Annotated in this window: 22 protein-coding genes; 18 read left to right on the forward strand and 4 right to left on the reverse strand. The window is 41.2% G+C overall.

All coding sequences use genetic code 11. The annotated features are described in order from the left end of the window. The first annotated feature begins 478 nt into the window (after positions 1-478). From IGJ42_RS02505 to IGJ42_RS02570, 14 genes are all read left to right on the forward strand, one after another. The gene (locus IGJ42_RS02505; RefSeq protein ID WP_005227479.1) at positions 479-1,222 is read left to right on the forward strand and encodes a hypothetical protein; all 744 of its coding nucleotides are present in this window, start codon (positions 479-481) and stop codon (positions 1,220-1,222) included. Between the two features lie 707 nt (positions 1,223-1,929). After that, positions 1,930-3,210: a PTS cellobiose transporter subunit IIC gene (gene celB, locus IGJ42_RS02510; RefSeq protein ID WP_429961054.1), complete on the forward strand. Its 1,281-nt coding sequence runs from the start codon at positions 1,930-1,932 to the stop codon at positions 3,208-3,210. Between the two features lies 1 nt (position 3,211). Continuing rightward, a complete protein-coding gene (locus IGJ42_RS02515) occupies positions 3,212-4,111 on the forward strand; it encodes a haloacid dehalogenase-like hydrolase (RefSeq protein WP_429961055.1) in 900 nt (299 codons plus the stop codon). A gap of 178 nt (positions 4,112-4,289) precedes the next feature. Next, positions 4,290-5,108 (forward strand): MerR family transcriptional regulator, encoded by an 819-nt coding sequence (locus IGJ42_RS02520; protein WP_429961056.1) that lies wholly within the window; start codon positions 4,290-4,292, stop codon positions 5,106-5,108. 86 nt (positions 5,109-5,194) lie between these two features. After that, complete coding sequence (locus tag IGJ42_RS02525; RefSeq protein WP_430615892.1) at positions 5,195-5,671, forward strand: SAM-dependent methyltransferase; 477 nt, start codon at positions 5,195-5,197, stop codon at positions 5,669-5,671. A gap of 166 nt (positions 5,672-5,837) precedes the next feature. Next, positions 5,838-6,419 carry a GNAT family N-acetyltransferase gene (locus tag IGJ42_RS02530; RefSeq protein WP_429961058.1) on the forward strand — a complete coding sequence of 194 codons (582 nt, stop codon included), beginning with the start codon at positions 5,838-5,840 and terminating at the stop codon, positions 6,417-6,419. A 361-nt stretch (positions 6,420-6,780) separates the two neighbouring features. Next, complete coding sequence (locus tag IGJ42_RS02535) at positions 6,781-9,018, forward strand: ATP-binding cassette domain-containing protein (RefSeq protein ID WP_429961059.1); 2,238 nt, start codon at positions 6,781-6,783, stop codon at positions 9,016-9,018. Between the two features lie 236 nt (positions 9,019-9,254). Then, a complete protein-coding gene (locus tag IGJ42_RS02540) occupies positions 9,255-10,730 on the forward strand; it encodes a helix-turn-helix domain-containing protein (protein ID WP_430615895.1) in 1,476 nt (491 codons plus the stop codon). A 373-nt stretch (positions 10,731-11,103) separates the two neighbouring features. Beyond that, positions 11,104-15,681: a hypothetical protein gene (locus IGJ42_RS02545; protein WP_429961060.1), complete on the forward strand. Its 4,578-nt coding sequence runs from the start codon at positions 11,104-11,106 to the stop codon at positions 15,679-15,681. 39 nt (positions 15,682-15,720) lie between these two features. Continuing rightward, positions 15,721-16,239 (forward strand): hypothetical protein, encoded by a 519-nt coding sequence (locus IGJ42_RS02550; protein ID WP_139960408.1) that lies wholly within the window; start codon positions 15,721-15,723, stop codon positions 16,237-16,239. Positions 16,240-16,264: 25 nt separating this feature from the next. Then, positions 16,265-16,828: a hypothetical protein gene (locus IGJ42_RS02555; RefSeq protein WP_086332078.1), complete on the forward strand. Its 564-nt coding sequence runs from the start codon at positions 16,265-16,267 to the stop codon at positions 16,826-16,828. 34 nt (positions 16,829-16,862) lie between these two features. After that, entirely contained in the window at positions 16,863-17,192 is a 330-nt protein-coding gene (locus IGJ42_RS02560; protein WP_139960410.1) for an LPXTG cell wall anchor domain-containing protein, read from the forward strand. Between the two features lie 173 nt (positions 17,193-17,365). Beyond that, entirely contained in the window at positions 17,366-17,761 is a 396-nt protein-coding gene (locus tag IGJ42_RS02565) for a hypothetical protein (RefSeq protein ID WP_429946594.1), read from the forward strand. 124 nt (positions 17,762-17,885) lie between these two features. Continuing rightward, entirely contained in the window at positions 17,886-18,233 is a 348-nt protein-coding gene (locus IGJ42_RS02570; RefSeq protein ID WP_016611346.1) for a DUF7006 family protein, read from the forward strand. A gap of 372 nt (positions 18,234-18,605) precedes the next feature. Here IGJ42_RS02570 and IGJ42_RS02575 read toward each other — a convergent pair whose 3' ends face one another. Next, the gene (locus IGJ42_RS02575) at positions 18,606-19,349 is read right to left on the reverse strand and encodes an EAL domain-containing protein (RefSeq protein WP_005232094.1); all 744 of its coding nucleotides are present in this window, start codon (positions 19,347-19,349) and stop codon (positions 18,606-18,608) included. A gap of 136 nt (positions 19,350-19,485) precedes the next feature. On the opposite strand from IGJ42_RS02575, the gene IGJ42_RS02580 reads away from it, so the two are divergent. The 3 genes from IGJ42_RS02580 to IGJ42_RS02590 all read left to right on the forward strand — a co-directional run bounded on the left by IGJ42_RS02580 (position 19,486) and on the right by IGJ42_RS02590 (position 21,988). Beyond that, entirely contained in the window at positions 19,486-20,610 is a 1,125-nt protein-coding gene (locus IGJ42_RS02580; RefSeq protein ID WP_430615898.1) for a GGDEF domain-containing protein, read from the forward strand. A 459-nt stretch (positions 20,611-21,069) separates the two neighbouring features. Continuing rightward, positions 21,070-21,387 (forward strand): hypothetical protein, encoded by a 318-nt coding sequence (locus IGJ42_RS02585; protein WP_139960413.1) that lies wholly within the window; start codon positions 21,070-21,072, stop codon positions 21,385-21,387. Positions 21,388-21,445: 58 nt separating this feature from the next. Next, positions 21,446-21,988, forward strand: a complete 543-nt coding sequence (locus IGJ42_RS02590; RefSeq protein ID WP_429961061.1) for a DUF3267 domain-containing protein — start codon at positions 21,446-21,448, stop codon at positions 21,986-21,988. Between the two features lie 194 nt (positions 21,989-22,182). Here the strand turns inward: IGJ42_RS02590 and IGJ42_RS02595 are convergent, their stop codons facing one another. Further along, positions 22,183-22,602 (reverse strand): DUF2000 domain-containing protein, encoded by a 420-nt coding sequence (locus IGJ42_RS02595; protein WP_139960415.1) that lies wholly within the window; start codon positions 22,600-22,602, stop codon positions 22,183-22,185. Further along, positions 22,595-23,428, reverse strand: coding sequence for a helix-turn-helix domain-containing protein (locus tag IGJ42_RS02600; protein WP_139960416.1), 834 nt, complete (start codon positions 23,426-23,428; stop codon positions 22,595-22,597). The genes IGJ42_RS02595 and IGJ42_RS02600 overlap by 8 nt, the downstream gene beginning before the upstream one ends. Positions 23,429-23,795: 367 nt before the next feature. Between IGJ42_RS02600 and IGJ42_RS02605 the strand changes: the two genes are divergently transcribed. Next, positions 23,796-23,912 (forward strand): putative holin-like toxin, encoded by a 117-nt coding sequence (locus IGJ42_RS02605; RefSeq protein WP_258185859.1) that lies wholly within the window; start codon positions 23,796-23,798, stop codon positions 23,910-23,912. A 504-nt stretch (positions 23,913-24,416) separates the two neighbouring features. Here IGJ42_RS02605 and IGJ42_RS02610 read toward each other — a convergent pair. Beyond that, positions 24,417-25,841, reverse strand: coding sequence for a glycoside hydrolase family 1 protein (locus tag IGJ42_RS02610; RefSeq protein ID WP_139960417.1), 1,425 nt, complete (start codon positions 25,839-25,841; stop codon positions 24,417-24,419). Between the last annotated feature and the right edge of the window lie 108 nt (positions 25,842-25,949).

Consider the following 25,949-nt stretch of genomic DNA (forward strand, 5'->3'; position numbering starts at 1 on the left):
AAAGAAGCAAGGACGCTGCAGGTTCTTGCTTCTTTTTTTGATGGAATAGGAGCAGCAACGGCTTTCTGAATTCATCTGCGATTGGTTACGAACGTCAAAAATCTGTCATAATTGAGAAAGTTGAAGATAACTTCAAATTGGTTACAATTTTTCGGAAATTTGAAGTTAACTTCAAATAAGCGCAATTTTTGATAAAGAATGAAGTTAGACCTAGTATCTGCTAGAGCAAAACAAGATTATCCTATCCGAAAATGAAGACAAGATCATCGGTAAAAAATCGGCAACAATGAAGGCCGTTTTCTATCAAAAATATTTCTCCCCCAAAAACCTAAAAAACCTATTGCCCCCCAAGCCCTCTTACTGTATAGTAAACAAGAATATTTCATGAAAATAACCAAAAATAACTAATTAAAAAGACTTTGTTATTGAAAATTGCGATTAAACGATGCTGTAAACGGAATGTAAGAAGGAGAAAACAATGACGTATCTAACAAACAATCTTGTGAATTGCATGATCACTTTAGGGTTTATCTTCATCCATCTATCTTCAAATGTTATCTCATCCAGAAAACTAAACGTGCAATACATGAGCTCCTTTGCCGCTGGTGTAGGGATCTCCTATGCGATCGTTCATCTATTGCCCCATTTGGCGTATTTTCAAACGGTGTTGATCGATGAATTTGGCTGGGATTCGGGGATTTTTTATAGTCATGGGGTCTATGGCATCGTTTTGTTTGGCTTAGTCTTCAGTTACGTGATCTACAAAATCGATGAGCGGACGTTTATGGTGTTAGAAAAGAAAGACATCACCAGTGCCAAAAACGCCTTTTTTTGGTCGGATATCGCTTTTCATGTGATCTACAATATCATGATCGGCTATATCGTGATTGCCAATACGCTATCAGAGCGTTTTTACATTTTGACCTACTTTATTGCTTTTGGTTTGCACTTTCTCATGAACGATTGGCTGCTCTATCACCATCATGGTGCCCTTTATAACAAATATGGTCGTTTTGTGCTTTCCTTCAGTATTTTCGCGGGAGCGGCGTTCTCCCTCTTTGTATCATTGCCCTACTATTTAGTAGTCATCATTGAAGCCTTGATCACCGGCGCTTTGCTGGTGAATATCATCAAATTTGAGTTACCCAATGAAGGGGAAGGCAGTATTCGTGGGCTATTGGTAGGCACGATCTGTTCTGGAATTTTGTTTGTATTTGTCTAGCGCGAAAAGGAGGGCTGAATCATGGATGATTCGGTCCTCCTTTTTTTATAAATACGCAAAGCAATCACTATTTTCTATTTCAATCGAACAAATCACAATAGTTTTTTATTTTTTTGACCATTATTTGCAATTTTGTTGCAATGTTCGCTTGCTTTTCCCAAAGACATTCTATAGAATGTAAGCGAATAGAAACCAAAAAAATAGGCACCTCGTATCTCTGCGCCAACAGATTTACGAGGCCCTGATCAGTCACTCACTATAGACAGTTGACCAATCAAGTTGCCATAGTTGATCGCCAAAGGCATCAACGTGTTTATTGTACCCGATTTCCTTGTCGATTTCTAGTAGATTCAGGCAGGTTTTTGGGCAAAAACCGGGGGATGCTGGACGCTTATTTTGCTATGCCAAAGGCATTGGACAATCTTGTCCAATGCCTTTTTTGTCGTTTGAAACGGTTCATGCGCAGGATCGTTTGCGGCAAATAAAAGGTGTGAAGATCAGTTGAGAACAGTTGCATGGAAAATAGGCAGTCATAGTTGAGAAATCCAATGCCTTGCGTTCTTACTGTGTTCATAGCAATAGCGTTTTGGCGATCAGGACTTCAATCCTAGGTTCTTGAAGGTGGCAAGCCTTGGTTTCTATTCACACTTCGAAAAGATACCTGAACGCACTCTTTCAGCGATCTTTTAAGTTTAAGGAGGAAGCTTATGAAGGATTCGTTAAAGAAATTTATGGAAGAAAAGATGCTACCATGGGGAATGAAAATTGGCGGTGAAAAGCATCTAGTTGCTATCCGTGATGGACTTGTCACCACGATGCCTTTGATTATTATCGGTTCTATTTTTGTTATTTTATCTAACGTTCCATGGGAAGGCTTTAACCTATTTGTTACGAGTATTTTTGGCGGGGAATGGCGCAGCAAATTAGACTTTGTCGTCCAAGTGACCTTTGGTGTGATGGCGCTGTTCAATTCCTTTGCTATTGCGTATAGTTTAGCAACCACATACCGCGTCAGCGGTTTATCTGCCGGTGTATTGGCAGCGTCGGTTTTTCTTTTAGTCACTCCGATTGAAGACGGCGGCATTCAAATGTCTTATCTTGGTAGCCGCGGGCTGATCGTAGCAATCATCACCAGTTTGATCACGGCGGAGATTTTCCGATTATTCGTACAAAAGAATATCGTGATTCGCATGCCAGAAAACGTTCCCCCGGCGGTCAGTCGCTCCTTTATTGCATTGATCCCCTCATTCTTTTGCCTCTCGCTTTTCTGGGTGATTCGTTTATTAGTGGAATCATTCGGCAACACGAATATTCATGATCTGCTGTACAGCCTTGTGGGACAACCTTTATCGATCATTGGCGGAGGCTTTATAGGTGGTCTATTTGCCATTATGTTTACGTCATTGTTTTGGTCAGTGGGCATCCACGGTTGGGACTTGGTCTTGAGCGTCCTGCAGCCGACATGGATTCAAATGATCGATGAGAATCGGATCGCTTTTCAAAACGGTGAAACGATTCCGCATATCATCAATTATACCTTTATGAATACCTTTGTCTGGATTGGCGGTAGTGGGGTGATTTTGGGCTTGGCGATCTTGCTATTAGTCAGAAGTAAAAGTAAGTATTTAAAAGAGTTGGGGAAACTCGGATTTCCATCAACGGTTTTTAATGTCAATGAACCCATCATGTTTGGGTTGCCTGTTGTCATGAATCCATTGATTTTGTTCCCATATATTCTGACGCCGGTCGTGTGCTATGTCATCTCTTATACGACAGTTGCCATGGGGATCGTCCAACCTGCCGTCGTTTTGGTTCCCTGGTCAATGCCGCCAATCATCGGCGGTTATCTAGCCACAGGCGGACATATTTCGGGGGCAATCTTACAGCTGGTGAATCTGACGGTTTCTATCGCCATCTATTATCCATTCTTCAAAATGCTAGATAATCGGACATTAGCCAGTGAACTCGGTTCAGAAAGTGGGGCATAAAATGAAGACAAAACGATTATTGAATTGCACGGCAGCTGATTTTAAATCATTTGATAAAGACCAACTATTGGAAAGTATCCGAGGAAGTGCCGGTCGGACGATCGTAGCAGAAAATGATGTCCAAATCGATCCGATGTCTAGAGGAATCACTAATGCTGAATTCGTCGCTGCATTTGGGGCGGATTTGATTTTGCTGAATCTATTTGATTGCGAAAACGGCGCTATCAAAGGATTACCGACAACGGATGACCCCATTCGCTTTTTGCAGTGCTTAACGGGGCGGCCTGTTGGGGTCAATCTTGAGCCTGTCGACGATTGTGCGGAGCAGATGGAACAGTTGACAACTATCGCTACGGGGCGTTTGGCAACAAAGAAAAACATGGCTCGTGCAGAAGCACTTGGATTTGATTTTATCTGTCTGACAGGAAATCCTTCCACTGGCGTTTCAAATAAGGAAATCACAGCGGCAATCCAACAAGCAAGAGCCGTTTTCTCTGGGATCATTATTGCTGGAAAAATGCACGGAGCTGGTGTCAATGAACCTGTGTTGGATGAAGAAATTGCGTCTGCATTCATTCAAGCGGGAGCCGATGTTATTCTTGTACCCATTGCAGGCACGATTCCTGGTCTGAGTGAACACCGCATGAGTGATCTTGTAGCCTTTATCCACCAAAAAGGGAAGTTGGTCATGGGCACCATCGGTACTACACAAGAAGGTGCAGATATAGGCACGATCCGTGCCTTGGCATTGACTAGCAAACGTGCCGGCTGCGACCTTCATCATATCGGAGATGCAGGTTTTTCTGGGACCGCTGATCCCGAGAACATCTTGCAACTATCCATCGCCATCAGAGGCAAGCGCCATACCTATCACCGAATGGCCGTCTCAGTGAACCGATAGGTGGAACAAATCGGCACATGCCTATGAAATGCAAGAATTGTTAGAAGAATTTTTCGTAGAATGTTGAATAATGAAGCAAGACCGAAACAGAGAGTGAACTCTTTGTTTCGGTTTTTTATAGTGAGTAGCATTGAAGTGTGGATAAAGTGTTTTTATAATAAATCTATTGGAGGTGCGTATGTTTAAGATAGGTGAATTTTCAAAGCTCTCTCAAGTGAGTATCAGAATGTTGCGTTACTATGATGAGATGGGTCTATTAAAGCCCGATAGGATTGATATGTTTACTGGTTATCGACTGTATTCGGCTGTTCAATTGCCTGAACTCAATAAAATACTCTATTTACGTGATAGCGGATTTAGTGTAGCAGAAATTGCGGTGTTGCTGAAAAACCCAGAGCAGGACTTCCTTGCAGAACAATTAGAAAGAAAAAAAGATGAAATTGAGGCAACTATAGAGGCGGAAAAACAAAAATTAATCAAACTAGAAGTAGCTAAATTAGAATTGACGAAGGAACGAACAGAGCGCCATTATCAGGTCACAATGAAAGCAGTCCCGAGTTATCATGTGCTCTCCCTTCGCAAAGTCATACCAAATTATTTTGCTGAAGAGGAACTGTGGAGAGAACTAGCCACTTTTATGGAGCTTCATAAAATAAAGAATTTCGGACAATCATTTTCGATTTATCACGACCAAGAGTTTAAAGAAAAAAATGTCGATGTTGAATTGTGTGTGCAAGTGAAAGCAGGCCTGCAAGTAGATTCCAAAGTATTTTCTATCTACGAAACGGAGGCAGTGCCAATTATGGCGTGCACGATGGTGTACGGTGCATTCTCCAACATAGCCAACGTCTATTTGTCCTTGGCTGAGTGGCTACAAGAACATCCTTATTACCAAATGGACGGACCAGACAGGCAAATCGTGCATCGCGATCCTTGGAATGAGCAGGAGGAAAGCAATTATTTGACTGAAATACAAATACCACTCATAAAACGATGAGTAGCAGATTTTTTCTATTTTCTCTTGACTCTCACATTGTGTCAGGCACTATTCTAAGAGCACAAAGAGGAAATGGAGGAAAGAAAATGACAGAATATAAACTACAACCGATCGGAATCATTCAAAACAATGAGGACGGATGCTTGCTCAAGCTAAAGAAAGAATATGTTCCAGCTTTGGCAGGGATTGAAGGATTTAGTCACCTTCAATTAGTATGGTGGTTCAGTGATTTTGCGGATGCAAAGTATCGAATGATTTTGGATGCTGAGCAACCCTATAAACATGCGCCTGAAAAAATGGGGATATTTGCTACGAGATCACCCATTCGACCAAATCCAATTGCATTAAGTGTTGTTCAAGTGTTATCAGTCGATGTTAAGAAAGGAATTGTTTCTATTCCTTATGTTGATGCAAACGACCAAACGCCACTAATAGATATCAAACCGTACACACCAAGTTTGGATCGAGTAGAAGTGCCCAGAGTTCCTTCCTGGTGCCATCATTGGCCGAACAGTTTAGAAGAATCTGCTGATTTTAATTTGGAAAATGAATTTAATTTTTAGAGGATGAAAAAATAGAGGAATCAATCGGAAGATTGTTGGCGCAACAATGAAAATTTAAGCAATGTCGATGTTCGATTCAAGTAAAGAAAAAACGCGGTTTGTTTTTAAGGGACATCCTCCGCTATAATTGGGGGGAACATTAGGAAGAGCGAAAGGAGTACACCACATGCTAACAGGCAACAAAGTCACTTTAACCCCTGCGGAAATCAAAGATAAAGAAGCGGTCTATCAATGGTGTTTTCACTCTGAAACCACAAAATATCATTCCGGACCACCTTCTTATCCTAATGCACCGATCGCCACTGAAGCAGAGTTTTTTGAGGACTATCAAGAGTATTACTTTACTGGTGCCCAACCGCAAGATGGCAGAGGCTTTTTGATTCTACATGCAGGTGAACCGATTGGCTTTATTAGTTACTCGTCGTTTCATCTAAAAGACGGCATAGCAGAATTGGATATCTGGTTGAATCGAGAAGCTCATTGCGGCAAAGGATTTGGTACCGATGCGATCGTCACCCTCGGTGATCATTTACATGAAACATTCGGCATTCAAAAATTGATGATGCGGCCGTCGAGAAAAAATATCCCTGCAGTCAGATCTTACGAAAAGGCTGGTTTTACGCAATCTACCCAAGACCTTGCTGACTATTTGTTGGAAGAGTATCTTGCTTTATATGCCGAAGGGGATTATGGGGCAGAAGAAACGGTGACATTGATCAAAATGTTTCCGTCAACTGTATTGAGCTGATCTGGCTGATCTGGCCGATCTCTAACATTCGGCTTCAAACGATTAAAGGTTATTTCATGAAAACAGTCCATTTCACTTTGCAAGCAAGGGGAAATGGACTGTTTTTTACCTTTTAGCAATTTAAGGTCATTCAAAATACTCCTTCTTCGCTCTATCTTCTAACTTCGTTCGCACTCTAAATTCCTTCCTATGCAACAGTTATTGAAAAATTGCATAAGCCCTCTATCCTTGCTATTCCAACATTGAGAACAAAACATAAAATAAACATAGTTTTTTTGCAAAATTCCGAGAAACAGCGAGAATGTTTGTGCTATAATGGTCGCTCACTGAAAAAATTCAATAGAATCTGGGAGGGTATAGCATGCAGGAATACATTACGATCCACAACGCCAGGCAGAACAATTTGAAGGGCTTTGACTTGAAGATTCCCAAAAGAAAAATCACGATTTTCACGGGTGTCTCTGGTTCTGGCAAGTCATCGATCGTCTTTGACACGATCGCACAAGAAGCTGGTCGACAGCTGAATGAGAACTTTTCGAAATTTGTCCGCAACTTTTTGCCAAAATACAGCCAGCCCGATGCGGATGCCATCGACAATCTTTCGATGGCGGTAGTAGTTGATCAAAGCCGTTTAGGCGGCAATTCCCGCTCTACATTAGGGACGATCACGGATATCAACCCCTTGATCCGCTTGCTTTTTTCTCGTCTTGGTCAACCGTATTTAGGTCCTGCATGGAATTTTTCCTTCAATGACCCTCATGGGATGTGTCCCACTTGCGAAGGGATTGGGCGGATCGTCGGGTTAGATTTAGAAAAGGCACTGGATCTTGAAAAGTCCTTGAATGAAGGGGCGATCCTGCTTCCTGGCTACAAAGTCGGCTCTTGGCTACTGAAGTCCTTCACCAATACGGGCTTTTTTGACAATGACAAGCCGTTGGAAGAATATAGCGAAGAGGAAATGAACCGCTTTTTGTATGCCCAAGGAGAAAAAATCGATTCCTTGTATATGGAAGGCATGAGTTCCACCTATGAAGGCTTAGTCGCTCGTTTTAATCGCTCCAATATCAAAGGTGGCAATGAAAGCTCCGCTGCTACGCAGAAGAAAATCGCTTCTTTCATGAATGAGCAGAAGTGTCCTGACTGTCAGGGAAAACGATTCAATCCACAAGTACTCGCGTGTAAAATCGCGGGCTATTCGATTGCGGACGTTTTGGCGATGCAAGTGGATGAACTATTGACGGTTCTTCAAGAAATCTCGGAGGAGAGTGTCCAACCCCTGCTTCAAAACATCCAAGCGAGAATCACTGATCTGATCAATATCGGGTTGGATTATGTTTCCTTAGACCGTGAAACAACGACGCTTTCTGGTGGGGAAAGTCAGCGGGTAAAAATGGTCAAACACTTGTCTTCTAGCTTGAACGATGTGATCTACATTTTTGATGAACCGAGTATTGGGCTGCATCCAAGGGATGTCCATCGATTGAATGAATTGTTAGTCAAACTACGGGACAAAGGGAACACCGTCATCGTAGTGGAGCATGACCCAGATGTCATTAAAGCAGCCGATCACATTATCGATGTTGGTCCTAAAACTGGAAAAAATGGCGGCTATATTACTTACGAAGGAACCTTTGAAGGATTGCTGCGCTCAGATACACTGACTGGAAAAGCCTTTGGACAGATGGTGGATTTCAAAGAAGCCCCTCGCAGAAGCCAACAGTTTATCGAAACGAAAAAATCGACGCTGCATAACTTGAAAAATACAGCACTGCGGGTGCCATTAGGGGTATTTACGGTGGTGACCGGTGTCGCTGGTTCTGGAAAGAGCAGTTTGGTAAATGGTGTTTTTGCCAAAGAATACCCTGAAGCCATTACGATCGATCAATCAGCGGTGGCGGGAAATATTCGCTCCAATCCTGCAACCTATTCAGGAATCATGAATGACATTCGCAAGTTGTTTTCGCAAGAAAATAAGGTTTCAGCAGGTCTTTTTTCCTACAATTCCGAAGGTGCTTGTGAAACGTGTAAGGGCCACGGGACCATCAAGATGGAGCTGTCCTTTATGGATTCCGTCGAGGTTTTGTGTCAGGCATGCGGCGGCAAACGGTTTAAAGAAGAAGTCTACCAGTATCGCTTGAAAGGCAAGTCGATCGATGAAGTCCTTGCCATGAGTATCACGGAAGCGGTGGAGTTTTTTGAGGAAAAAGCGATTCAAAGAAAACTAAAACAGATTTTGGCTGTAGGTCTAGGATACATGACCCTCGGACAGCCATTAAATACCTTGTCTGGCGGTGAATGCCAACGACTGAAGTTAGCAAAAGAATTAAGCAAAAAAGGCAATATCTACATTATGGATGAACCAACGACCGGATTGCACATGGCAGACATCAAAAGCATCTTGGCGATCATCGAACGATTAGTAGAAAAAGGCAACACGGTGATCGTGATCGAACACAACCTTGAGGTCATGAAAGCAGCGGATTGGCTGATCGATGTCGGTGTTGATGGTGGGATTCGCGGTGGTGAAATCTTGTACGAAGGAACCCCAGAACAACTGATCAATTGTCAATCGTCGATTACTGCGCAGTATTTATTTTAACGAAAAAACCAAGACTGGCCGTAAGCAGCTCTTTTCATCGAGTGTTGCTTGCGGCTTTTTTTCATTCCATCGAAGAAGCGATTACAAGTTAGAAAATAAAATTCAGAACGCTATTTTTTTCATTATTAGTAGGTTTTTTGACAAAAATACTGTAAATTTGAGTATATAATTACCAAATAGTGGTCTATTTATGTAATAGTATAGAAAAGAATCTCTTGAAAAAAGGAGTGGAGTGGATGAGAGAGCTGCAATTGGCCTTCATCAGCAACCGCACAACCGCGCGGTTGTTTCGGCTGTTGAGTACGATTGAGCGAGATCGGGTGTTTACGATTGGCGACTTAGCTGAGCGCAATCAAGTAACTCAGCGGACGATTGCCAATGATATCAAATACATGAAAGAATATTTTGGGGACAGTATAGTTCTTGTTTCCGGCAATAGCGGGTTTGTTTTCGAAGAGAAAAAGCCTACAGAATATCAAAAAAGAAAACAAAGTTTGTTAAAAAATGAATGCTTATTTGAAATTATCGGGAATATCTTTCATGGCAAGTTAGCTAAGGTGGATGAGCTAGCACATCATTACCATTTTTCAGAGAGTACATTTCGGCGCTTACTCAATCAGCGCAACCCTATTTTGAAAAGCTATGGCTTACAATGGACCTCCAATCCTTTAACGATTGAAGGAAGCGAAGCCAACTTACGTAAGTTTTTCAAAGATTTTTATTATGAAGGGGTCGAAACGATCTATACATTGGTCCCAGACCAAGCATTGCATGACCTGATTTTAGGGCAATTGGATGACAAGTTCGGCTATTATGAAATCGGATCTGGGGCGACCCCCGCAGCGTTTTACTATACGTTTTATATTGCCATCAAACGCGCGAGCCTTGGCTATCATATCACTGTGCCCAAAGAACTGGTCAGGCAAGCGTATAAAGGGAATAGTTTCGCCAAACTTTATTTCTTGAAAAAAGGTATTGAAGAAATCTATCAGACCCAGTTGCCTAAAGAAGAATTTGCTTGGATTTACTTGGTCACCCTGTGTAAGCGAACCTTGGATCAAGAAGAACGAGAGCAAAAATTTTACCGTCAGTTTCATCAAGGTACAGCGATTGCAAACGTGGCCGAATTGTTTCTGCAGAACCATGATGTGCCCAAAGAGCAAGCCATTACGGTGGCGACGTTTTTACGTTCTTTCTTTTTATCGAGGAAAATAAACCATGCGATTGCGCCGGTTTTGAACAAGGAAATGGATGATATCAAAGAAGTGATCATGCGTTCCAACAGCGAGAATTATCAAAAGAACTTACAATTTCTTAAGGAGCAGAGCAAAAAACTCTCTTTGTCTAGTGCTTACTTAGAAGACATCTGTGTCAGTTTAACAATTTATAGCGAGTTGATTTTCGATTATTACGCACCAGCAAAAACCATTTATTTTCTCCTAGAAGGAGATCATTTTGTGTGCCAGCACATTCAAACTCGAGCAATCCAGCGGTTTGGCAGCAAGCACGAGTTGACCTTTGTGCAGCTGCAATATTTAACAAAGAAGACGCTAAATGGATCACATATTGATTTGATCGTGACCAATTACAATCGCTATCTCGTCGATTACAAAGTCAAAACAGATTATTTATTATTAAAATCTCTTCCAGATGATCGAGATTGGGAACATCTTGAACGGAAAATAAACCCGTATCAAAAACCGCTTTTTTAAACCCATTCCCGTACCTTTCACACAGTGAAAGAGGTAGGTTATTTATTCATCTATTTCAGGTGTTTATGAAAATAATGATTTTCTTTTGCTAAAGGACCACGCTATTCTTAGTTTAGTAAGGACCACGCGTGATACACTTACAGTTTTTTTCGTCTCAATAACCTTCGTTTTTAAGAAATCGGAACTCGTATGTAGATATTATTTTACAAAAACCCAATCTAACAACTTTCTTCAGACATTTGATTCGTCCAAATGTCTTTTTTTGTCGTTCCCCCAAAAACGAAGAATATTGAGACAACTTTGTGTGAAAAGGAGGAGGCTGTTTCTTAGCTTCAACCTTCTTGACGCACCAAAGACTTGAAGAAAGGAGGATATGATGAAACTACTTACATTGTTTTCTGCAGTATTCCTACTAAGCAGCACGGCGGTCAACACGACGCTGGCGTTCCAGCAAGTTGCTTATGCAGAAACAGAGTCACTTTCTGAAGAGACGCAACACTCCTCAACTGAGGAAACCACTAATTCTGCTGATCTATCGGAAGACCAAGAAACAACCGAAGAAAGCAGTGAAGAACAATCTTCTTCGGAAGCCACGGATGATTCCACGACAGCTAGCCAAGAAGAAGCAGAGGAAAATGAAGCACTGCCCGAAGCAGAAACGCCAGATAGCTCAGAAGACGAAGCGGAAACAGAAGCTGAGAATGAGCAAGTCGAAGGGTTCGATGCTGAAGCTTCAGAGGTCACATTGACTGTAGCAAGTGAGGCGCAATTGCGGGCAATTTTACTTGGGGAACCCTTCACCGATGAAGAGGGCACGGAGTATCGTTACGAAGAAATCGCCAATGAGCAATCTCTAGTGCTTACTTTTGCCAGCAACTTGGCATTAACTGGGCCAATCAGTGGTATCCAACGGATGAACGTTACCTTTCGTAGTCAAGAAACACCTGTGATCGTTTCGCATACGGCGGCAGAGAACCTGATGCAGTTTGCGGCACCTGTTCAACTGACTTGGCAAGGGGTGCAGCAACAAGGCATCCAGTCAGCGCAAGGGCTGGCTCAAACAACTGGGGCATCAACGATTACTTTTGAAGATACCCAACTGGAGCTGACCACTACCGCAGGACGCGTGGTGAATAACAACCAAGCACATCTTCATTTCAAAGGAACCAATGTGGTGACGACAGCGACGTCTTCCATTCCAACGTTATTCACGGCTGAAGGACTCTTTGTCGAAGGGCAATTGACGGTCAATCATCGCTCATCAAATGCCACACCAATCTTTGAAATGAATCAAGTAGCAGTCGCTAGCCAAGCTGAAATTTCTGTCACCCGAAGTACCAACAGCAATACTGGCACTGTCTTTCACATGACAGGTACCGCAGCAAGCCTTGATTTTGGTCAAGGAAGTATGACCACGATTCGCCAATCTGGCGCAATGGTTTCCCTGCCAAATGCCAATCAAGATAGTCGGTTGACGCTAGCAACCGGGGCAACACTAGATGTTGGCACGGGACAGGGGCTTTCTGGGGACTCTACCAGTACGTTAGGGGAGGTACGATTACAAGCAGGTAGTCAGTTAAAACTATCTGAGTACGGGACGGTCAGCGAGACGCCCGCCATCAATGTCGGACACCGATTCATCGTTGAAAATAGTACCGCAGACCAACCTACCATTATTGAAGGAACGCGGACGGGCACAACGACCGGAGCTTTTATCCAGCTCCAAAGTGCAAATTCCTCCATCGATTTTGGGGAGAATACACAAACGCGAATATCGCAGCATGGACCGATGTTTACGGGTGTGGCTAGTACCACGATAGTGATTCAAGACCACGTGAAAATGAACAATCAGCATAGCAACGGGTTTAATGGCAACGTAGCAGTCAACAGTATTGCGATTGGTGATCAGGTGGATATAACCATCAGTGAACCTAGTAATGCCACTGTTGGTCAAGCGTATCGAACCTTTTTCGCAACGTCTTCGGTTCAAATCGGAAGTCATACAACAATTGACGTACCGAGAACGCGAACGACCTCTTCAGCAAGTACATCGAATGTCGTCATCGGTTTAGCATCGAGCAACGGAAAAATCACCATTGGTGACTATTCAGAAATAGCTGTGAATCAGCGTGGGGCGTTCGTCAACGCAAGCTTGGCTCAGGTAACTCTAGGAAAATACTCAAAACTAACGGGCGTATTAGGGAATGGCTTTACCGCTGGAACGCTGGTCGATCAATTCGAGCTGCTTGAAGGGGCTGAAATCAATGTTGCTGAGCATTCAACGAGTGCAGCAGCCAATGCTTTTTCCGTGCAACGGCGTTTCTTCCTAGGAGAAAAAGCAGCAATCAATTATTCTCGCACATCATCAGCAGCCGATCCTTTCATTGCACTGGGTTCAACGTCGACGGCTTCACAATTTTTGTCAGAAGCAAATGCAACTATCAGCCTCAATCAAGTAGGACCATTGGTGACTGGTCGCAGCACAACAGATATCTATATTGGTGAAGCAAATACGATCAACTTACAAACCGCACAAGGGTTTACTGGCGGTACCTCATCTGCTGCTTCTTCAACCATTCGCCGGTTGCATGTGGGCGATCACTCTGAAATCACCGTTTCTGGACGAAGCAATGCAAATGTTGATTTTTTCCGGTTTAGAGAAGAAATCAAACTAGGTCGTGAAGCGGAAGTAACGGTCAATCATACTACGCGACAAGCTGCACGAGCCGTTTTTCGTTTAACCTTGGCGAATTCGAAATTTACGATGGAAGAAGCAAGTAAAGTTGAAGTTGATACTGGTGGTCGATTTATTCAAGGTGTTAGTACGAGTGACTTAGTATTTGGAGAAAATTCATATACTAGAATAAATGCAGCTAGGGGAATGACAGGAAACACCTCTGTTCGCTCTGTTATTCTTGCGCAAAAAGCTGAAGTTCATATGACGGAGCCAACGACTAGTAATATTCAAAATTCAGCAGTCGGACATAATTACGCACGAATAAGAGTAGCTCAACGGGTTGAGTTACTTGATAACGCTAAAATGACTTCTAAAAGGGATCGCACAACATATGATTCACGCTTTATCCAACTTGGAAATGCGAATTCCTTTGTCCGAATAGGAAAAGGTGCGCAAATGGATGTCAACCAATCGGGAGGAATATTTAGGGTAACCACGACATCGAATTTAATTCTTGAAGACGAAGCAGTATTTAATGGGGTTGCCAGAGGATTGAATACGCAAGGCGGTGGGAACGGCTCAAGCAATCATTCAAATTCTTTCGCAAACATTACGGTCGGTAAACGAGCGGAATTTTTCCTTACAGATAATCGGAATGGGATGGGGACAACAGCAGAGTTTACCAATCGTCCGCTTGTTAATGTACGAAATACCTTTATTGCCGATGAGGACTCAACCGTTACGTTAGAAACCATTCGAAATAAATTACAAGTTCTTTACTTCAGAACGGCAAATGCACAATTAAATGTAAAAAATGTTGCGCTATTTGAAATTAGTCATCCTACGACAAGAACAGGTCAAGCAAATGCACAATTACAGCGATTGATACGATCGGAACGAAATACGGTTGCAAATGGTCTTAAAATCAATGTAAATAACCAAAAATTCTCAGTATGGGAGAATGCTGCTTTGGAAACGCCAACCGAAGAGTTTATCAATATTTATGGAACGATGCGTATTAATCGTAACGGGGGAAATCCCTTTCCCTATGGGGGGACCGGTAGTGCAGAAGCTCGTTCAAGATTACTGAGTGGCGAACAATTAGATGGTTCTTTGGAAAGTCTGGAAAGACAAACAGATATTTATCAAGTGATTGCGAAAAATAATTACAATAAAATTCGTTTTTCAGAACCAGAAGGTCTGGTTGCCCGAATCGACGCATTGAGTGATCAGTCGACTGAAATCACTGGTTCCATGTATGAGGATACCGATATCACAGTGATCTCCTATACCAATACTGACGGAGAACTCGTTGAATTAGACAAAAACTCTGAACGAATCGAATGGGGCGACTATCGGGATGAAAATCAGCTGTATCGCTATTTCCGCATTCCCTTAAGAGAAAATGAGCGATTGGAAACAGAGACAGAAGTGTCGATTTTCTTATCGAAACCTTCGATTGAGACCTATGTCGATGTGACCGCTCGTCAAACCGTGATTAAAGGTGTGAATTTTGAAGCATACAATATCACCTTAGATCGCTATAAAATTAATGAATTAAGCACGCAAGAAGAATTAGATGCTTTGATCCTTCAAGAAAGCCGAGCACAAGCCGCAAACGTCTTGACGGAAGCGGATATGACGGATGACTTTCGCATCGTAGAAACGGATCTTACACGAGAAGTGGACGAAGACGGCAGCTACTTCGCTGTTCTTGAGGTGGGGAATAAAGCGTACCAGCTGACCGTCGGTATCGATGTGACATCGAAACTTGAGCATATGCGGGTGACAATCCCGACCAAAATGGTCTTTGAATCCTTGTACAATACGGCGGAATCGAATCGTAATTTTGAAAGCCAAGGGTATGAGATCCGCAATCAATCGCCACTTGCTGTGGATACCTATATCAATCAATTGGCGATCGATGATAGCGCCGGAATCGTCTTGTTAGAAGAGGGAGAAGATCCTCTCGACTATGCCGAAAGTGAAAGCGAAGAGGACGACCCAACCCTGACCTATGACGACATCTCAACCCCGCTGTTGCGACTGAACCTAAAAACGGAAGAAACCCAGATCCAACTCTATGAAGCGATGGAAGAACAACACTTGGTTCGCTTAGCAGAAAGAAGCCGCGTGCCGATTTCCTTAACAGGGGATTTCTATGGGGACTATCCCCAGTGGGTCGTTGATTCAGAAGCCGATCAAGGCGGATATTATGAAGACTTGCTTGTACCGAATTATCGCATCGTCTTGCGATTTGTCCCACGAGACTAAGGAAAAAAGATCGTACCAAATGTGAAGGAGGTGAATCCATTGGAGCAAGCAAATCAAACCGAAACAAAGGATCGACGGAAATGGCTCTGGTGGTTGTTGCTATTGGCCGTACTTGCCGGTGGACTCGGGTACTATTTCTATCAATCAAAAGAAGCGGTTCCGTTGATCAGTGCAGACCTGTTGCCAGAATCTGGCGATGCCACCGATCAGCGATTATCTGAACGGGCGCAGGAAATTGCAGATGCGAATTATTTCACCCTGCAAATCAATCCAGAAGCCATTTTTGAAGATGGTCAAAGCACGGGATCCATCGAGATCGTCAATCCGGGCACCAATGTGTACCCAATCGCCGTGGATATCTCTTTACTGTCGAGCGGGGAAGTCATCTATTCTTCCGGTGCGATCTATCCAAATCAATTTGTTGAAAATGTCGCCTTGGCGACACCATTGGCAAAAGGCGAGTATCCTGCCAAAGCCACCATCAATATTTACGACCCTGAAAGCAAAGAAAAACAAGGGGTCACTGAAGCTGAATTAACGATTATCGTTAAGAATTAAAAAAAGGAAAAGTGAGGAAATAAAAATGAAAAAATTTGTAGCAGCTATTCTAAGTACAGCAACGATCGCAGGAGTAATTGCAAGCGGCACCACCGCTTTTGCGACACAAACTATTGATGGACGTGAAGGCGATACGTCAGGAGATGTCCAGGTAAACGGGATCATCGGTGAATTCGATAATACAACACCTGGACCAAATCCCGATGATTTGAACCAATGGATCAATGTGACGATTCCAACGACTGCTTTGTTCTATACGACTGAAGCGTCAAGCCACAAAGAAATCGTTTCACCTGCCTACACAGTGACAAATAACTCAGCAGTTGGTGTGATCGCTTCTGTTGCAGGTGTTGAAACACCATTGAATATGTCTGAAGTAGACTTGTTAAACGTAAACGGGATTAAGTTGTTTGAAAACGGCACACCAACCGTAGCAGAAACAGAATTGTTTACCCTTGAAGGCAACCAAGGAACGAATGAAGGAACATTTGCGTTCACTGGTGAAGCAACACCGACCGATGCATCCAAAGAATCAAACCCAAGCTTCAAATTGGTCTTGAGTTTTGCGCCGGATGTAGAAGAAGACTAAAAACTGAAATCCCAGTAAAGAAGGGATCTATCGTATGAAAAAAAGAAAACGAATCATTTTTTTCGTCGCTGTGTTACTGACTCTGAATGTCTGGGATCTATCGGAAACCATTGTCGCAGAGGCGACAACAGGGCAAGTCTCTGTGACTGGTCGAATCGGTGAAACAGCGAAGAAAGAGGAAGAAGCAGACGATGACAATAAAAAAACGATTGTCGCAGATGCTTCTCAAATCGGACAAGGGAAATTACCACAAACAGGTTCTTCAAACACAAGCAGTTTGATCATTCTGGGGTATGCACTCTTAGTACTGTTTGTCATTGCAGCAACAAGAAAAAAGAAGCACGGTGAAAGCGTCGCTCCTTAACTATCGTCATCGCTAGAAGCGTAAAGGAGAAACTGTGAGGAAAACTTACAGTTTCTCTTTTTTAATGAAAGAGTAGAGCGGATAAAAAATGAATCAAGAAGGTAAGCAGTCCTTAGTGATACCACAAACGCTGTATAAGTGAGGTCAGTGATAGCTTTGAAAGGATACAGAAGATGAAAATCAAGAAAGAAGCGTTTGAAAGAACCATCATAAATAGTGAATATATTGGTTACTACTATCATCTGCTGAGTGCAGATACTTGCCCGTATCACCAAGGAAAACAACTCGATACCATGCGTTACTTGCTAGAAAACGATCGTATAGAAGAAATAAAAGCCAGTACTCGCTATTTATTTCTTTTACGTAAATATAAGTTACCCAGCAACCTGCAAAAAGAGTATCAATTATTGGAAGAAAGTGTCTCCTTTATCTCAAGCTTAAACACCCATCTGCTGATTCCTCAAGAAGCCATTGAGCAAAGTCTTTCAATCAAGGCAGAAAATGGAGTAAAGGATCAAAAAGAGCATTACAAGCAACTGGTTAGAGAATTGCTGGATATTTTGCATTGACACCTTTGCCTGGGTGCTTTTTCAGCAACTAGAAAAATTAGTGAATGAATAACTAGAAGAACAAGCTGAGCTTTAGGAAGAAAATAACGGGGCTTGTTCCCCTCAAAGAAAGGAGCAAAGAAGCTTGACTGTATTTACTTCAAAGATAGAATATCTTGATGGATTTCAAAAGAAATTTACGGATTCCAATCGTGAAAATGGTGCCTTAGCCTCTTATGTAGAAAAGCAATTAACGTTACTTGATCAATTGGTAGCAGGGATTTCTCCAGAAACATTTTGGGCGATCACCCCAGATATTCTGGGAATCGATGCCAAACTGGTTTTAGTCACAGAAATGATGCGATTTGACGATTTTTCCGATGACGAGATCATTCGAATCGTCGAAAAAGATTATCGCTTTTATCTGAAAGAATTGTGCGGTTACAATCTAGGAATGGAAACGAAGCATTCTCTGGTTTTCAACGTGAGATAAATCAAGGAGGGGAATAGTCGGAATCACTTCTAGCAAAACGATTTGGTAAGAAGTGATGAGTATTTTTAATGTTTCTGCAATTAGTAAAGGTGAGCGATTGAAATAGAAGGTTTGTATCGAAAAAAAGGATGAATAGACAAAAGCATTCAGGAATTGGTTTCTTGAATGCTTTTTGTCTATTCATTTATCTAAAAAAGGTCTTTGCTTTGGTTTCTACTCCCTCTCATGTAAAATCACCGTTAAAACGATGCCGAATCAGCAAAAATTCTGCAAATAAAATTATTTGTGTTATATTTGAAGGGCATCTGTTCATTTTTTTAATATTCGTTTATTTTTAATCGCGTATAGTGAGAAAAATAAACGACGCGATGGCTATTTTTTTCGCTTTAATTGATTAGCTGGGGAAGGTTTGTCCAAATAAAACCCTTGTTGAAGAAAAATCTCTTCTTCAAGCAAGTACTCATGGATATCCGAGGTTTCGACCCCTTCGACAATAAATTGGATTTTACGATTGCTGGCGATATTTCGCCAGAAGTCGATCAAAAAGAAAATCTCCTTTTGGGACAGCACTCGCAACGAGATAGGCGAAAATTTGATCACATCGATTTTATCCAGCATCGGTGCAATATTTGTCAGTGAATGAATGCCTGTCCCTACATCATCCAATGCGACAGAAAAGCGCATCTTTTTTATTTGGTTGATTTTGTTCATAAGAAAAGACTTGGGATCACAGGCGATAGAAGGTTCCGTATCGTCTTCGGTGATCTCAATCAAAATACGATCATGGTAGGGTGCTAAGTCAGCTAACATCAGAAAGGTTTCTGGGTAGCTGAGTTGTTGCGGGTGGATATTAAGACTGATTTTTGTTTCTTCATTCGGGTGAAGTAAGCTGAAAATTTCATTTCGGTACCATTGCAGTAAGCGAGTGTGTAGCTTTTTGTATTTGATCACTTGCTGGAAGAAGGAAAGGGGAAACCTATTTCTTTCGGTACTTCTCAATAATAATTCGTAGCCAATCACTTTCTGACTATCTGCTTTCATTTGAAAGATAGGCTGGGCATCAAAATATAATTGAGGAAATATCGATAAGAGTTCTTGTTCTATTTTCTCAGACATTGGTTTCTGCTCCTTTCTGGGGTAGTTTTATTTTTGGTTTCATGAAGTGCAGGAAAGGAAGATCGAGTTCTTTACCTGCATTGTTAAAGAATCGAGCCTTTCAAAATCATGGGCGAAGGATTTTAAAGAAAAATCTATGAAAGAAAGAAGGAATAGTGTGTTTGTCCATCTGATTTATGCTGCGATCTATTCTGTTTTAGTTGTAAGCTTGCTCATTTCGTATGATCTGTTTATCAAGAACTTCAAAGAATTGAATTTACGCTTGTCATTTAAAATTCTTATCGGTGTCGTTCTGTTCATTTCGCAAGTCTACTTTATTATATCATTTTCTTTGAACAGTATCGGTTATGTTGCGTATGAATATACGATTCCAATCTTTATTTATTATTTTGGTATCCTCAAAGAAAAAATATATCTGATTGGGCTGGTCCCCGTCATCTTGCTAACTTTTTTTGCATTGATCAATAAATTCGAATGGGGAGCCATGCTCTTTATTATCGGATTAAATTACATCATTTTAATCATTACTTGCTTATTAAAGAAAAGATTTTACGGACAGACAAATCATACTGTCTTTTATCTATTTTCGATTGTGGTTACGGTTGTCTCGCCGATGGTCAATGCATTGCTTTTTCACCGCCGTGAAGTTGGTCTTTGGGATGCTGTCACTTTAGGGATTGGATCAGTGGCAATCGTTTATTTATGGAAGTATTATCTGCAGAATCAAAAAAACTTTCTCGAAAAAATCAATACGAAGATCATTGAGCGCAATTATGATGAGTTGACGAAGGTAAAAAATTTCCGTAGTTTGAACGAAGATATTTCAAAATTGGTGATAAACGAGAAGGATCAGCTGGTCGTGGTGATGATGGATTTAGATCATTTTAAGCAGATCAATGATTACCATGGACATCAAATCGGCAATCAAGCCTTAACCTTCTTTTCGGATAAACTGACGACATTTCTCTATCAAAAAAGTCCTTCCCATTTAGTCGAAGTCTATCGGTATGGTGGCGAAGAATTTTTAGTCCTATTTAAAGAGAATACTTCCGTGTCAGTGAAAAAAATTATTGAAGAATTTCATTTGTTCTTAAGCAATGAACAGTTGAAACTAGAGGGAACACAACTGACCCTTTACTTTTCAGCAGGGATTTCAGAAGCAGGTCCTACGTTAGACATTTCAGAAATCTTTTATCAAGCGGATCAAGCATTGTACGAAGCCAAAAGGAAGGGCAGAAACCGCACGATTATATTTTCTTGAGACGTTTTCGTTTCTAAAGAAGGTTCAGCAGTCTTTTCTCAAGTGGATAGGTGTTGTAGGAAGCCAAAAGGAGAGACAAGGCCGTATGATTTTTTTAGACGAATGCTTTTCAGAAGAAGTTTTAATAAAGAGACAATGTTCGCAGGCTTCTTTGTCCAGCGTCGTAGGTTTTTCAAAAGGAAGAGGGGAAGCAATTTGGCAAGTATAACGGTTTACCAAACGGTTTGGCGATTAACTTTAGAGGTTAAGCGAGGATAGAAAGGCAAGTAGAGTGCTTTTTAAGAAATGGGAAGAAACCACTTCTTTTTTTGCACCAAGCATTGGGTAGCCGCACTTGGCAGCATCGAATTGGTTTTCTGCGTGTTTACACCCTTAGAAAGCAATGGTATATTTATTTGATAAGTAAATAAAATTATTTTTTTCCTGTGTGTAACGAAGACTGACTAAGGAGACTTCCCTATGAAACCAATTCGGCGAACACTGTACCAAAGTGCTTTATACGTAGCTATTCCTTTGATCGTGAGTCTACTGATTGGCTACTTAGCCAAATGCTCACTCCTGATTCCTGCATCCATTATTTATGGCGTTCTTTTGGTGTTTATGATCCCTTCCGACAGCTTTTTATCAAGCAGCGTGGACTACCAAGCGAAAAGCATGAATCCAAGTTTTCGTCCTCCGCCATTAAAGAGAAGGATCGAAGGTGCGCCAGAAACGATCAATTTCCTCTTCGTTTTAACGGCACTGGTTTTATGTTTGCTACTCTTGTTGGTTGGGTAAAGGGAATTCATAGAAATCATGTACTAAGAAGAATGTCGAAAAGAAAAGGAGAACAGCGATGAAATTACTCAAACAAATCAATTTAATGGATGATAAAAAAACAATAAAGAGATTGAATCTCGCGGCGATCCCTAGTTTTATTTTTTTCTATGTGTTCTTTACACTCTTTGTCTTAGGTGGTCATGGGTCAAATGCTGAAACTTCGTTTATTTTCGATCTTTTGCTCTTAATGGTTGCGTATTTTATTCTCATCATTATTCATGAATTGATCCATGGTGCCTTCTTCAAGCTTTTTGACCCTAAAGGGAAGGTAAAGTTTGGGTTCAAAAATGGGGTAGCATATGCCACGAGTCCCCATTCCTTTTATTCAAAAGGGAAATTTGCCATCATTTTATTGGCGCCATTCATTGGCATTTCTGTGGGCCTCTTTCTAATATATTTATTTGGCTGGTTGACGGCATCTCTTTTTACCTTGATTGCTACCGCACATGCCGCTTCTTGTGTGGGAGACTTTTACTTTCTTTTTCTGATTGTTAAAGCACCAGCGAACAGTTGTGTAGAAGATACTGAAGTGGGGTTGAATATTTATCAAGGAGAGTAGTTTATTTTTTCAATTGATCTTGGCAAAATCAAAGAGCAAGAAAATGTATGTTAGAAAATCTCTTACAAAAAAACAAACACCTCAAAAGTGTTTGTTTTTTTGTAAGACTGTTTATAAATAACGTATATAGCAAGAAGACTGTTCGGCCGACAAAAAGAAAATTTGTTTTAAACGACCGTTTTCTTACTAGCGCTTTACCGATACAACGGCAAACTACCAGCGACTTTATTGATACTCTTTTTCTTGCCTTTTAAACAAAGACCAAAATAAGCCAGTGTTTCTGTGGGAATCGTCTCAAGCGTCTGACGGTATTTCTCGTAAGAATTGGTGATCTGAGCAACATCGGAAAAATCAATGATGGTTACTTCTGGATCAGCTTGCTGACTGATCGATTCACGAATGGTCTGCAACTGTTCCTTGTTCGTTTTTAAGATAGGAATGGGAAAGTTGACAATGCCAAGGTGTTTTCTTCCTGTCGAATCGTAAATATCTTCTCCGATTCCTTCAGGAAACAATTTGCCTAAGGTTGCACCTAAAATTGCAGCAGTATTTGCAACTAAGCCAATCGGTAATTGTTCATCGATAATCATGACACATTTTTCTTGGTTATTCATACGTTCTCACTCCATCTTCTTGGTATATTGTTTGGTAAGCTTTCGGGGTGACCCCAATCAAGCTTTTAAAGATACGGGTAAAATGACTTTGGTCACTAAAACCTGTCAGAAAAGCGACTTCTGCAATTGCTTCTTGTGCTTCTAGTCTTTTCTTGGCAGCACTGATGCGCACCGTACTTAAATATTGAAACGGCGACAGCCCATACGCTTTGGTAAACTGCCGAATCAAGACGTACTGATTCATTCCAAAAACGTCACTTAATTCACTCAAGGACAATTTTTCAGCATAATGTTGATCGATATAGGCTTTTGCTGCTGCGGCTTTATTTGAAACCGGATCTGTTTGTTCGTGGGTGAAATCCGCATACTGAACAAGCAGGTCGTGAAGGAGACAAGTAAAGCGTTCTTGCTTTTCAAACTCATCGCCGCGATCCGACAGCAACAGCTGGTGCACTGCATGAAATTCCTCTTTTTCTTTCACTTGGCGAATGACCGGTTCAGGAAAGTGCGGCGTCAATTGAGTGTTAAAAATTTTTTGTACTTGTACCGCCATGTTCTCCGGGGTTAAGTGGATATTGCGGTAAACCAGCTTTTCCTCCGTGAGTTGCTGGCAGCGGTGGGCAGCCTTTGGCGGAATCAAAATCAAGTCGCCTGCTTCAACGATATAGCAGGTATTTTGACAGGTGAATTGACGCGTCCCAGCTTCCATCAAGCCAATCACATAATATTCGTGCCAATGGTTAGGAAACTCCTGCTGGATGCCGTTAAATAATAAAGCCTCTACACCAAGGGTGCTATCTTGAATGATTTTTCGTTCATTTCTCATCTGCATTCTCCTTTTTGTTACTATAACAAAAGTGGTTTTTGGTGAATAGAATGATATTGACTTTTGACTATTTTTCTTGATGGAGGCCCTTGATTGGGACTGAGAAAAGGGACTGGAGAATGTCGGGAAAGAGCGGATCAGCCTTGAAGAAAGAACAGCAGTATATTTTGACGATTCTATGGAATGAATCAAAGCAAATAGACCATGCACCGTGAAAAAAATAACGATAAATCCTTGGCATTTGAAAGTTTTATTGATGGAAGTATGGTACCATTTGACTGCAGTAAAGTTTGTGACGGTGGCTATCTTTGAAAGGTGGTGGTGCTTATGAATGTAAGTACTAACTCTTCAGAAAGGAGAAGCCTTTTTGTCCACAGCGGAAGCAATCGGGCTAACGATCAGTTTTGGTACATTTACCGCCATGCTGATCTTTGGTATCCTAGCCGCAGTGAAAAATGACAAAAAAAATAACCGTCGACTTTAACAGGGAAAAGGTTATCTTTTAAGTTAAAAAAACTGTCGCCGTCTTAAATGGCGCTGCAGAGGGGTTGTGGCAACAACTCCTCTTTACATAGTTAGTATAGCAAGAAGAGAGTGATTTTTCAACTTTAACAAGGATATTTTCAAACAAAATCGATAAGCGACATAGTCAAAACCTTATTCTCAATTGGAATAAGTGTTCGATGTAGTCATTTTTGAAAAGTGTTCGAACATCTAAAAACGAATGCAATGTTTAAAGAAAAGGGAAGCATTATTATCGAAACTAGCGGCTAATAAGTACCAGATAAATTCTGGTACATTTATTGCCGTGCTGCTCTTTCGTATCCTAGCCACAGTGAAAAATAACAAAAAAATAACCGTCGACTTTAGCAAGGAAACGGTTATTTTTTTACTAATAAAACCCTGTCGCCTTCTTAAAAGGTGCTAGAGAGGAGTTGTGGCAACAGGTTTCTTCTATACAGATCACTATCGATCATATTCGTGAATGCTAATCTACCAATCGCTCGAGATCGTAGGAAAAACCGTTTTGCTTACTTAGTTCCTTGTAAAACAAGCCACTTTTCTTTATTGTACGTTTCTGTGTGGCTAAATCTAAAGAAACTAAGCCGTAGCGGTTTTTATATGCATTGATCCATGACCAACAATCAATGAATGTCCATAGATGATACCCTTTTATATTACAGCCATCTTGAATTGCTTTCCATAAATAGGCGAGATGATCTTGGATAAATTCAATGCGATAGTCATCAATCACCTGTCCATTTTCATCCATGAACCGTTCTTCATTAGCAACACCCATGCCGTTTTCTGAGATAAAGGATTCAATATTTCCATAGTTATTTTTGATGTCCATACATAAATCATAAATTCCTTTTTCATAGATTTCCCATCCACGATATTCATTCATTCGACGACCAGGCATAATATGCGGTTCAAAGAACCATTCTGGTAAGAATGGACTTTCTAAATTAACGGCAGAAGTTCTTGCTTTGACACGGCGTGGTTCATAGTAGTTTAGACCAAGTATCTGCGCGGTATTCTCTTCAATAATTTTTAGGTCTGTGTCATTGAAATCAACGGGTAATTGGTCATATTCCTCCAGCAAAGAGATTAGTTTTTCTGGAAATACTCCTTTGACCATGGGATCTAAGAAACTACGTGTATAAAAAAGATCCGCAATTTCTGCTGCTTTTTTATCTGCTGAATTTTGGCTTCTTGGGAAAGTCGGACTCAAATTGAGAATTACTCCGATTTTGCTAGATAGCTGGTATTTTTTAAAAGTTTGAATGGCTTTTGCATGGGCTAATATGGTAAAGAACGCTGCTTGAGCACCACGTTTAAAATCAATGAGATTTGGATAGTGAAAATCTTCTAAATAAGAGCCCAAGATTGGCCCCAAAGGTTCGTTAAAGGTGAACCAATGATAAACTAAGTCGCCAAACGCTAGAAAACAGGTATCAGCAAAATTTACATAAGCTTCAACAACTTCACGTGATTCCCATCCCCCTTTATCTTGTAATTTTGCTGGCATGTCAAAATGATAGAGATTCACAAAAACTTTGATATTATTATTTTTCATTTCGGTAAAAAGATCTCGATAATAGGCTATCGCTTTCTCGTTCGCTTTACCAACCCCATCATTTGGAAACATTCGTGCCCATGAGATAGACACCCGAAATGAATTGTGCCCGGTTTGTTTCATCAATTGAATATCTTCGTGGTAACGATGGATATGGTCTGTCGTAATACTAGGTCCAATTCGTTTATAAAAACGATGAGGTTCTTCGTGAAACCACCGATCCCATACGGTCTCCGCTTTTCCTGTTTCTCCACGCCCTTCAGATTGTTCTGCTGACCAAGCGGATCCCCACCAAAAGTCAGCTGGAAATGTTAACTGAGTATGTATTGACATTATCGTTTCCTCCTGTTCGTTTTTAACAGTGTAACATTGCTTTTGATATAAATAAATACTTTTTATTAAAAATATATATCTTTTTATGGTGGGTATGGTTTTAGCTGT

Origin of the sequence: Enterococcus sp. DIV1067f (assembly GCF_050543505.1) — a bacterium.
Taxonomy (GTDB): domain Bacteria; phylum Bacillota; class Bacilli; order Lactobacillales; family Enterococcaceae; genus Enterococcus_D; species Enterococcus_D entomosocium.

What these genes read in the sequence shown, in the direction of transcription:
- IGJ42_RS02505 (WP_005227479.1), top strand. Translation starts at nt 479, where the DNA reads ATGACGTATCTAACAAACAATCTTGTGAATTGCATGATCACTTTAGGG.
- celB (WP_429961054.1), top strand. Translation starts at nt 1,930, where the DNA reads ATGAAGGATTCGTTAAAGAAATTTATGGAAGAAAAGATGCTACCATGG.
- IGJ42_RS02515 (WP_429961055.1), top strand. Translation starts at nt 3,212, where the DNA reads ATGAAGACAAAACGATTATTGAATTGCACGGCAGCTGATTTTAAATCA.
- IGJ42_RS02520 (WP_429961056.1), top strand. Translation starts at nt 4,290, where the DNA reads ATGTTTAAGATAGGTGAATTTTCAAAGCTCTCTCAAGTGAGTATCAGA.
- IGJ42_RS02525 (WP_430615892.1), top strand. Translation starts at nt 5,195, where the DNA reads ATGACAGAATATAAACTACAACCGATCGGAATCATTCAAAACAATGAG.
- IGJ42_RS02530 (WP_429961058.1), top strand. Translation starts at nt 5,838, where the DNA reads ATGCTAACAGGCAACAAAGTCACTTTAACCCCTGCGGAAATCAAAGAT.
- IGJ42_RS02535 (WP_429961059.1), top strand. Translation starts at nt 6,781, where the DNA reads ATGCAGGAATACATTACGATCCACAACGCCAGGCAGAACAATTTGAAG.
- IGJ42_RS02540 (WP_430615895.1), top strand. Translation starts at nt 9,255, where the DNA reads ATGAGAGAGCTGCAATTGGCCTTCATCAGCAACCGCACAACCGCGCGG.
- IGJ42_RS02545 (WP_429961060.1), top strand. Translation starts at nt 11,104, where the DNA reads ATGATGAAACTACTTACATTGTTTTCTGCAGTATTCCTACTAAGCAGC.
- IGJ42_RS02555 (WP_086332078.1), top strand. Translation starts at nt 16,265, where the DNA reads ATGAAAAAATTTGTAGCAGCTATTCTAAGTACAGCAACGATCGCAGGA.
- IGJ42_RS02560 (WP_139960410.1), top strand. Translation starts at nt 16,863, where the DNA reads ATGAAAAAAAGAAAACGAATCATTTTTTTCGTCGCTGTGTTACTGACT.
- IGJ42_RS02565 (WP_429946594.1), top strand. Translation starts at nt 17,366, where the DNA reads ATGAAAATCAAGAAAGAAGCGTTTGAAAGAACCATCATAAATAGTGAA.
- IGJ42_RS02575 (WP_005232094.1), bottom strand. Translation starts at nt 19,349, where the DNA reads ATGTCTGAGAAAATAGAACAAGAACTCTTATCGATATTTCCTCAATTA.
- IGJ42_RS02580 (WP_430615898.1), top strand. Translation starts at nt 19,486, where the DNA reads ATGAAAGAAAGAAGGAATAGTGTGTTTGTCCATCTGATTTATGCTGCG.
- IGJ42_RS02585 (WP_139960413.1), top strand. Translation starts at nt 21,070, where the DNA reads ATGAAACCAATTCGGCGAACACTGTACCAAAGTGCTTTATACGTAGCT.
- IGJ42_RS02590 (WP_429961061.1), top strand. Translation starts at nt 21,446, where the DNA reads ATGAAATTACTCAAACAAATCAATTTAATGGATGATAAAAAAACAATA.
- IGJ42_RS02595 (WP_139960415.1), bottom strand. Translation starts at nt 22,602, where the DNA reads ATGAATAACCAAGAAAAATGTGTCATGATTATCGATGAACAATTACCG.
- IGJ42_RS02600 (WP_139960416.1), bottom strand. Translation starts at nt 23,428, where the DNA reads ATGAGAAATGAACGAAAAATCATTCAAGATAGCACCCTTGGTGTAGAG.
- IGJ42_RS02610 (WP_139960417.1), bottom strand. Translation starts at nt 25,841, where the DNA reads ATGTCAATACATACTCAGTTAACATTTCCAGCTGACTTTTGGTGGGGA.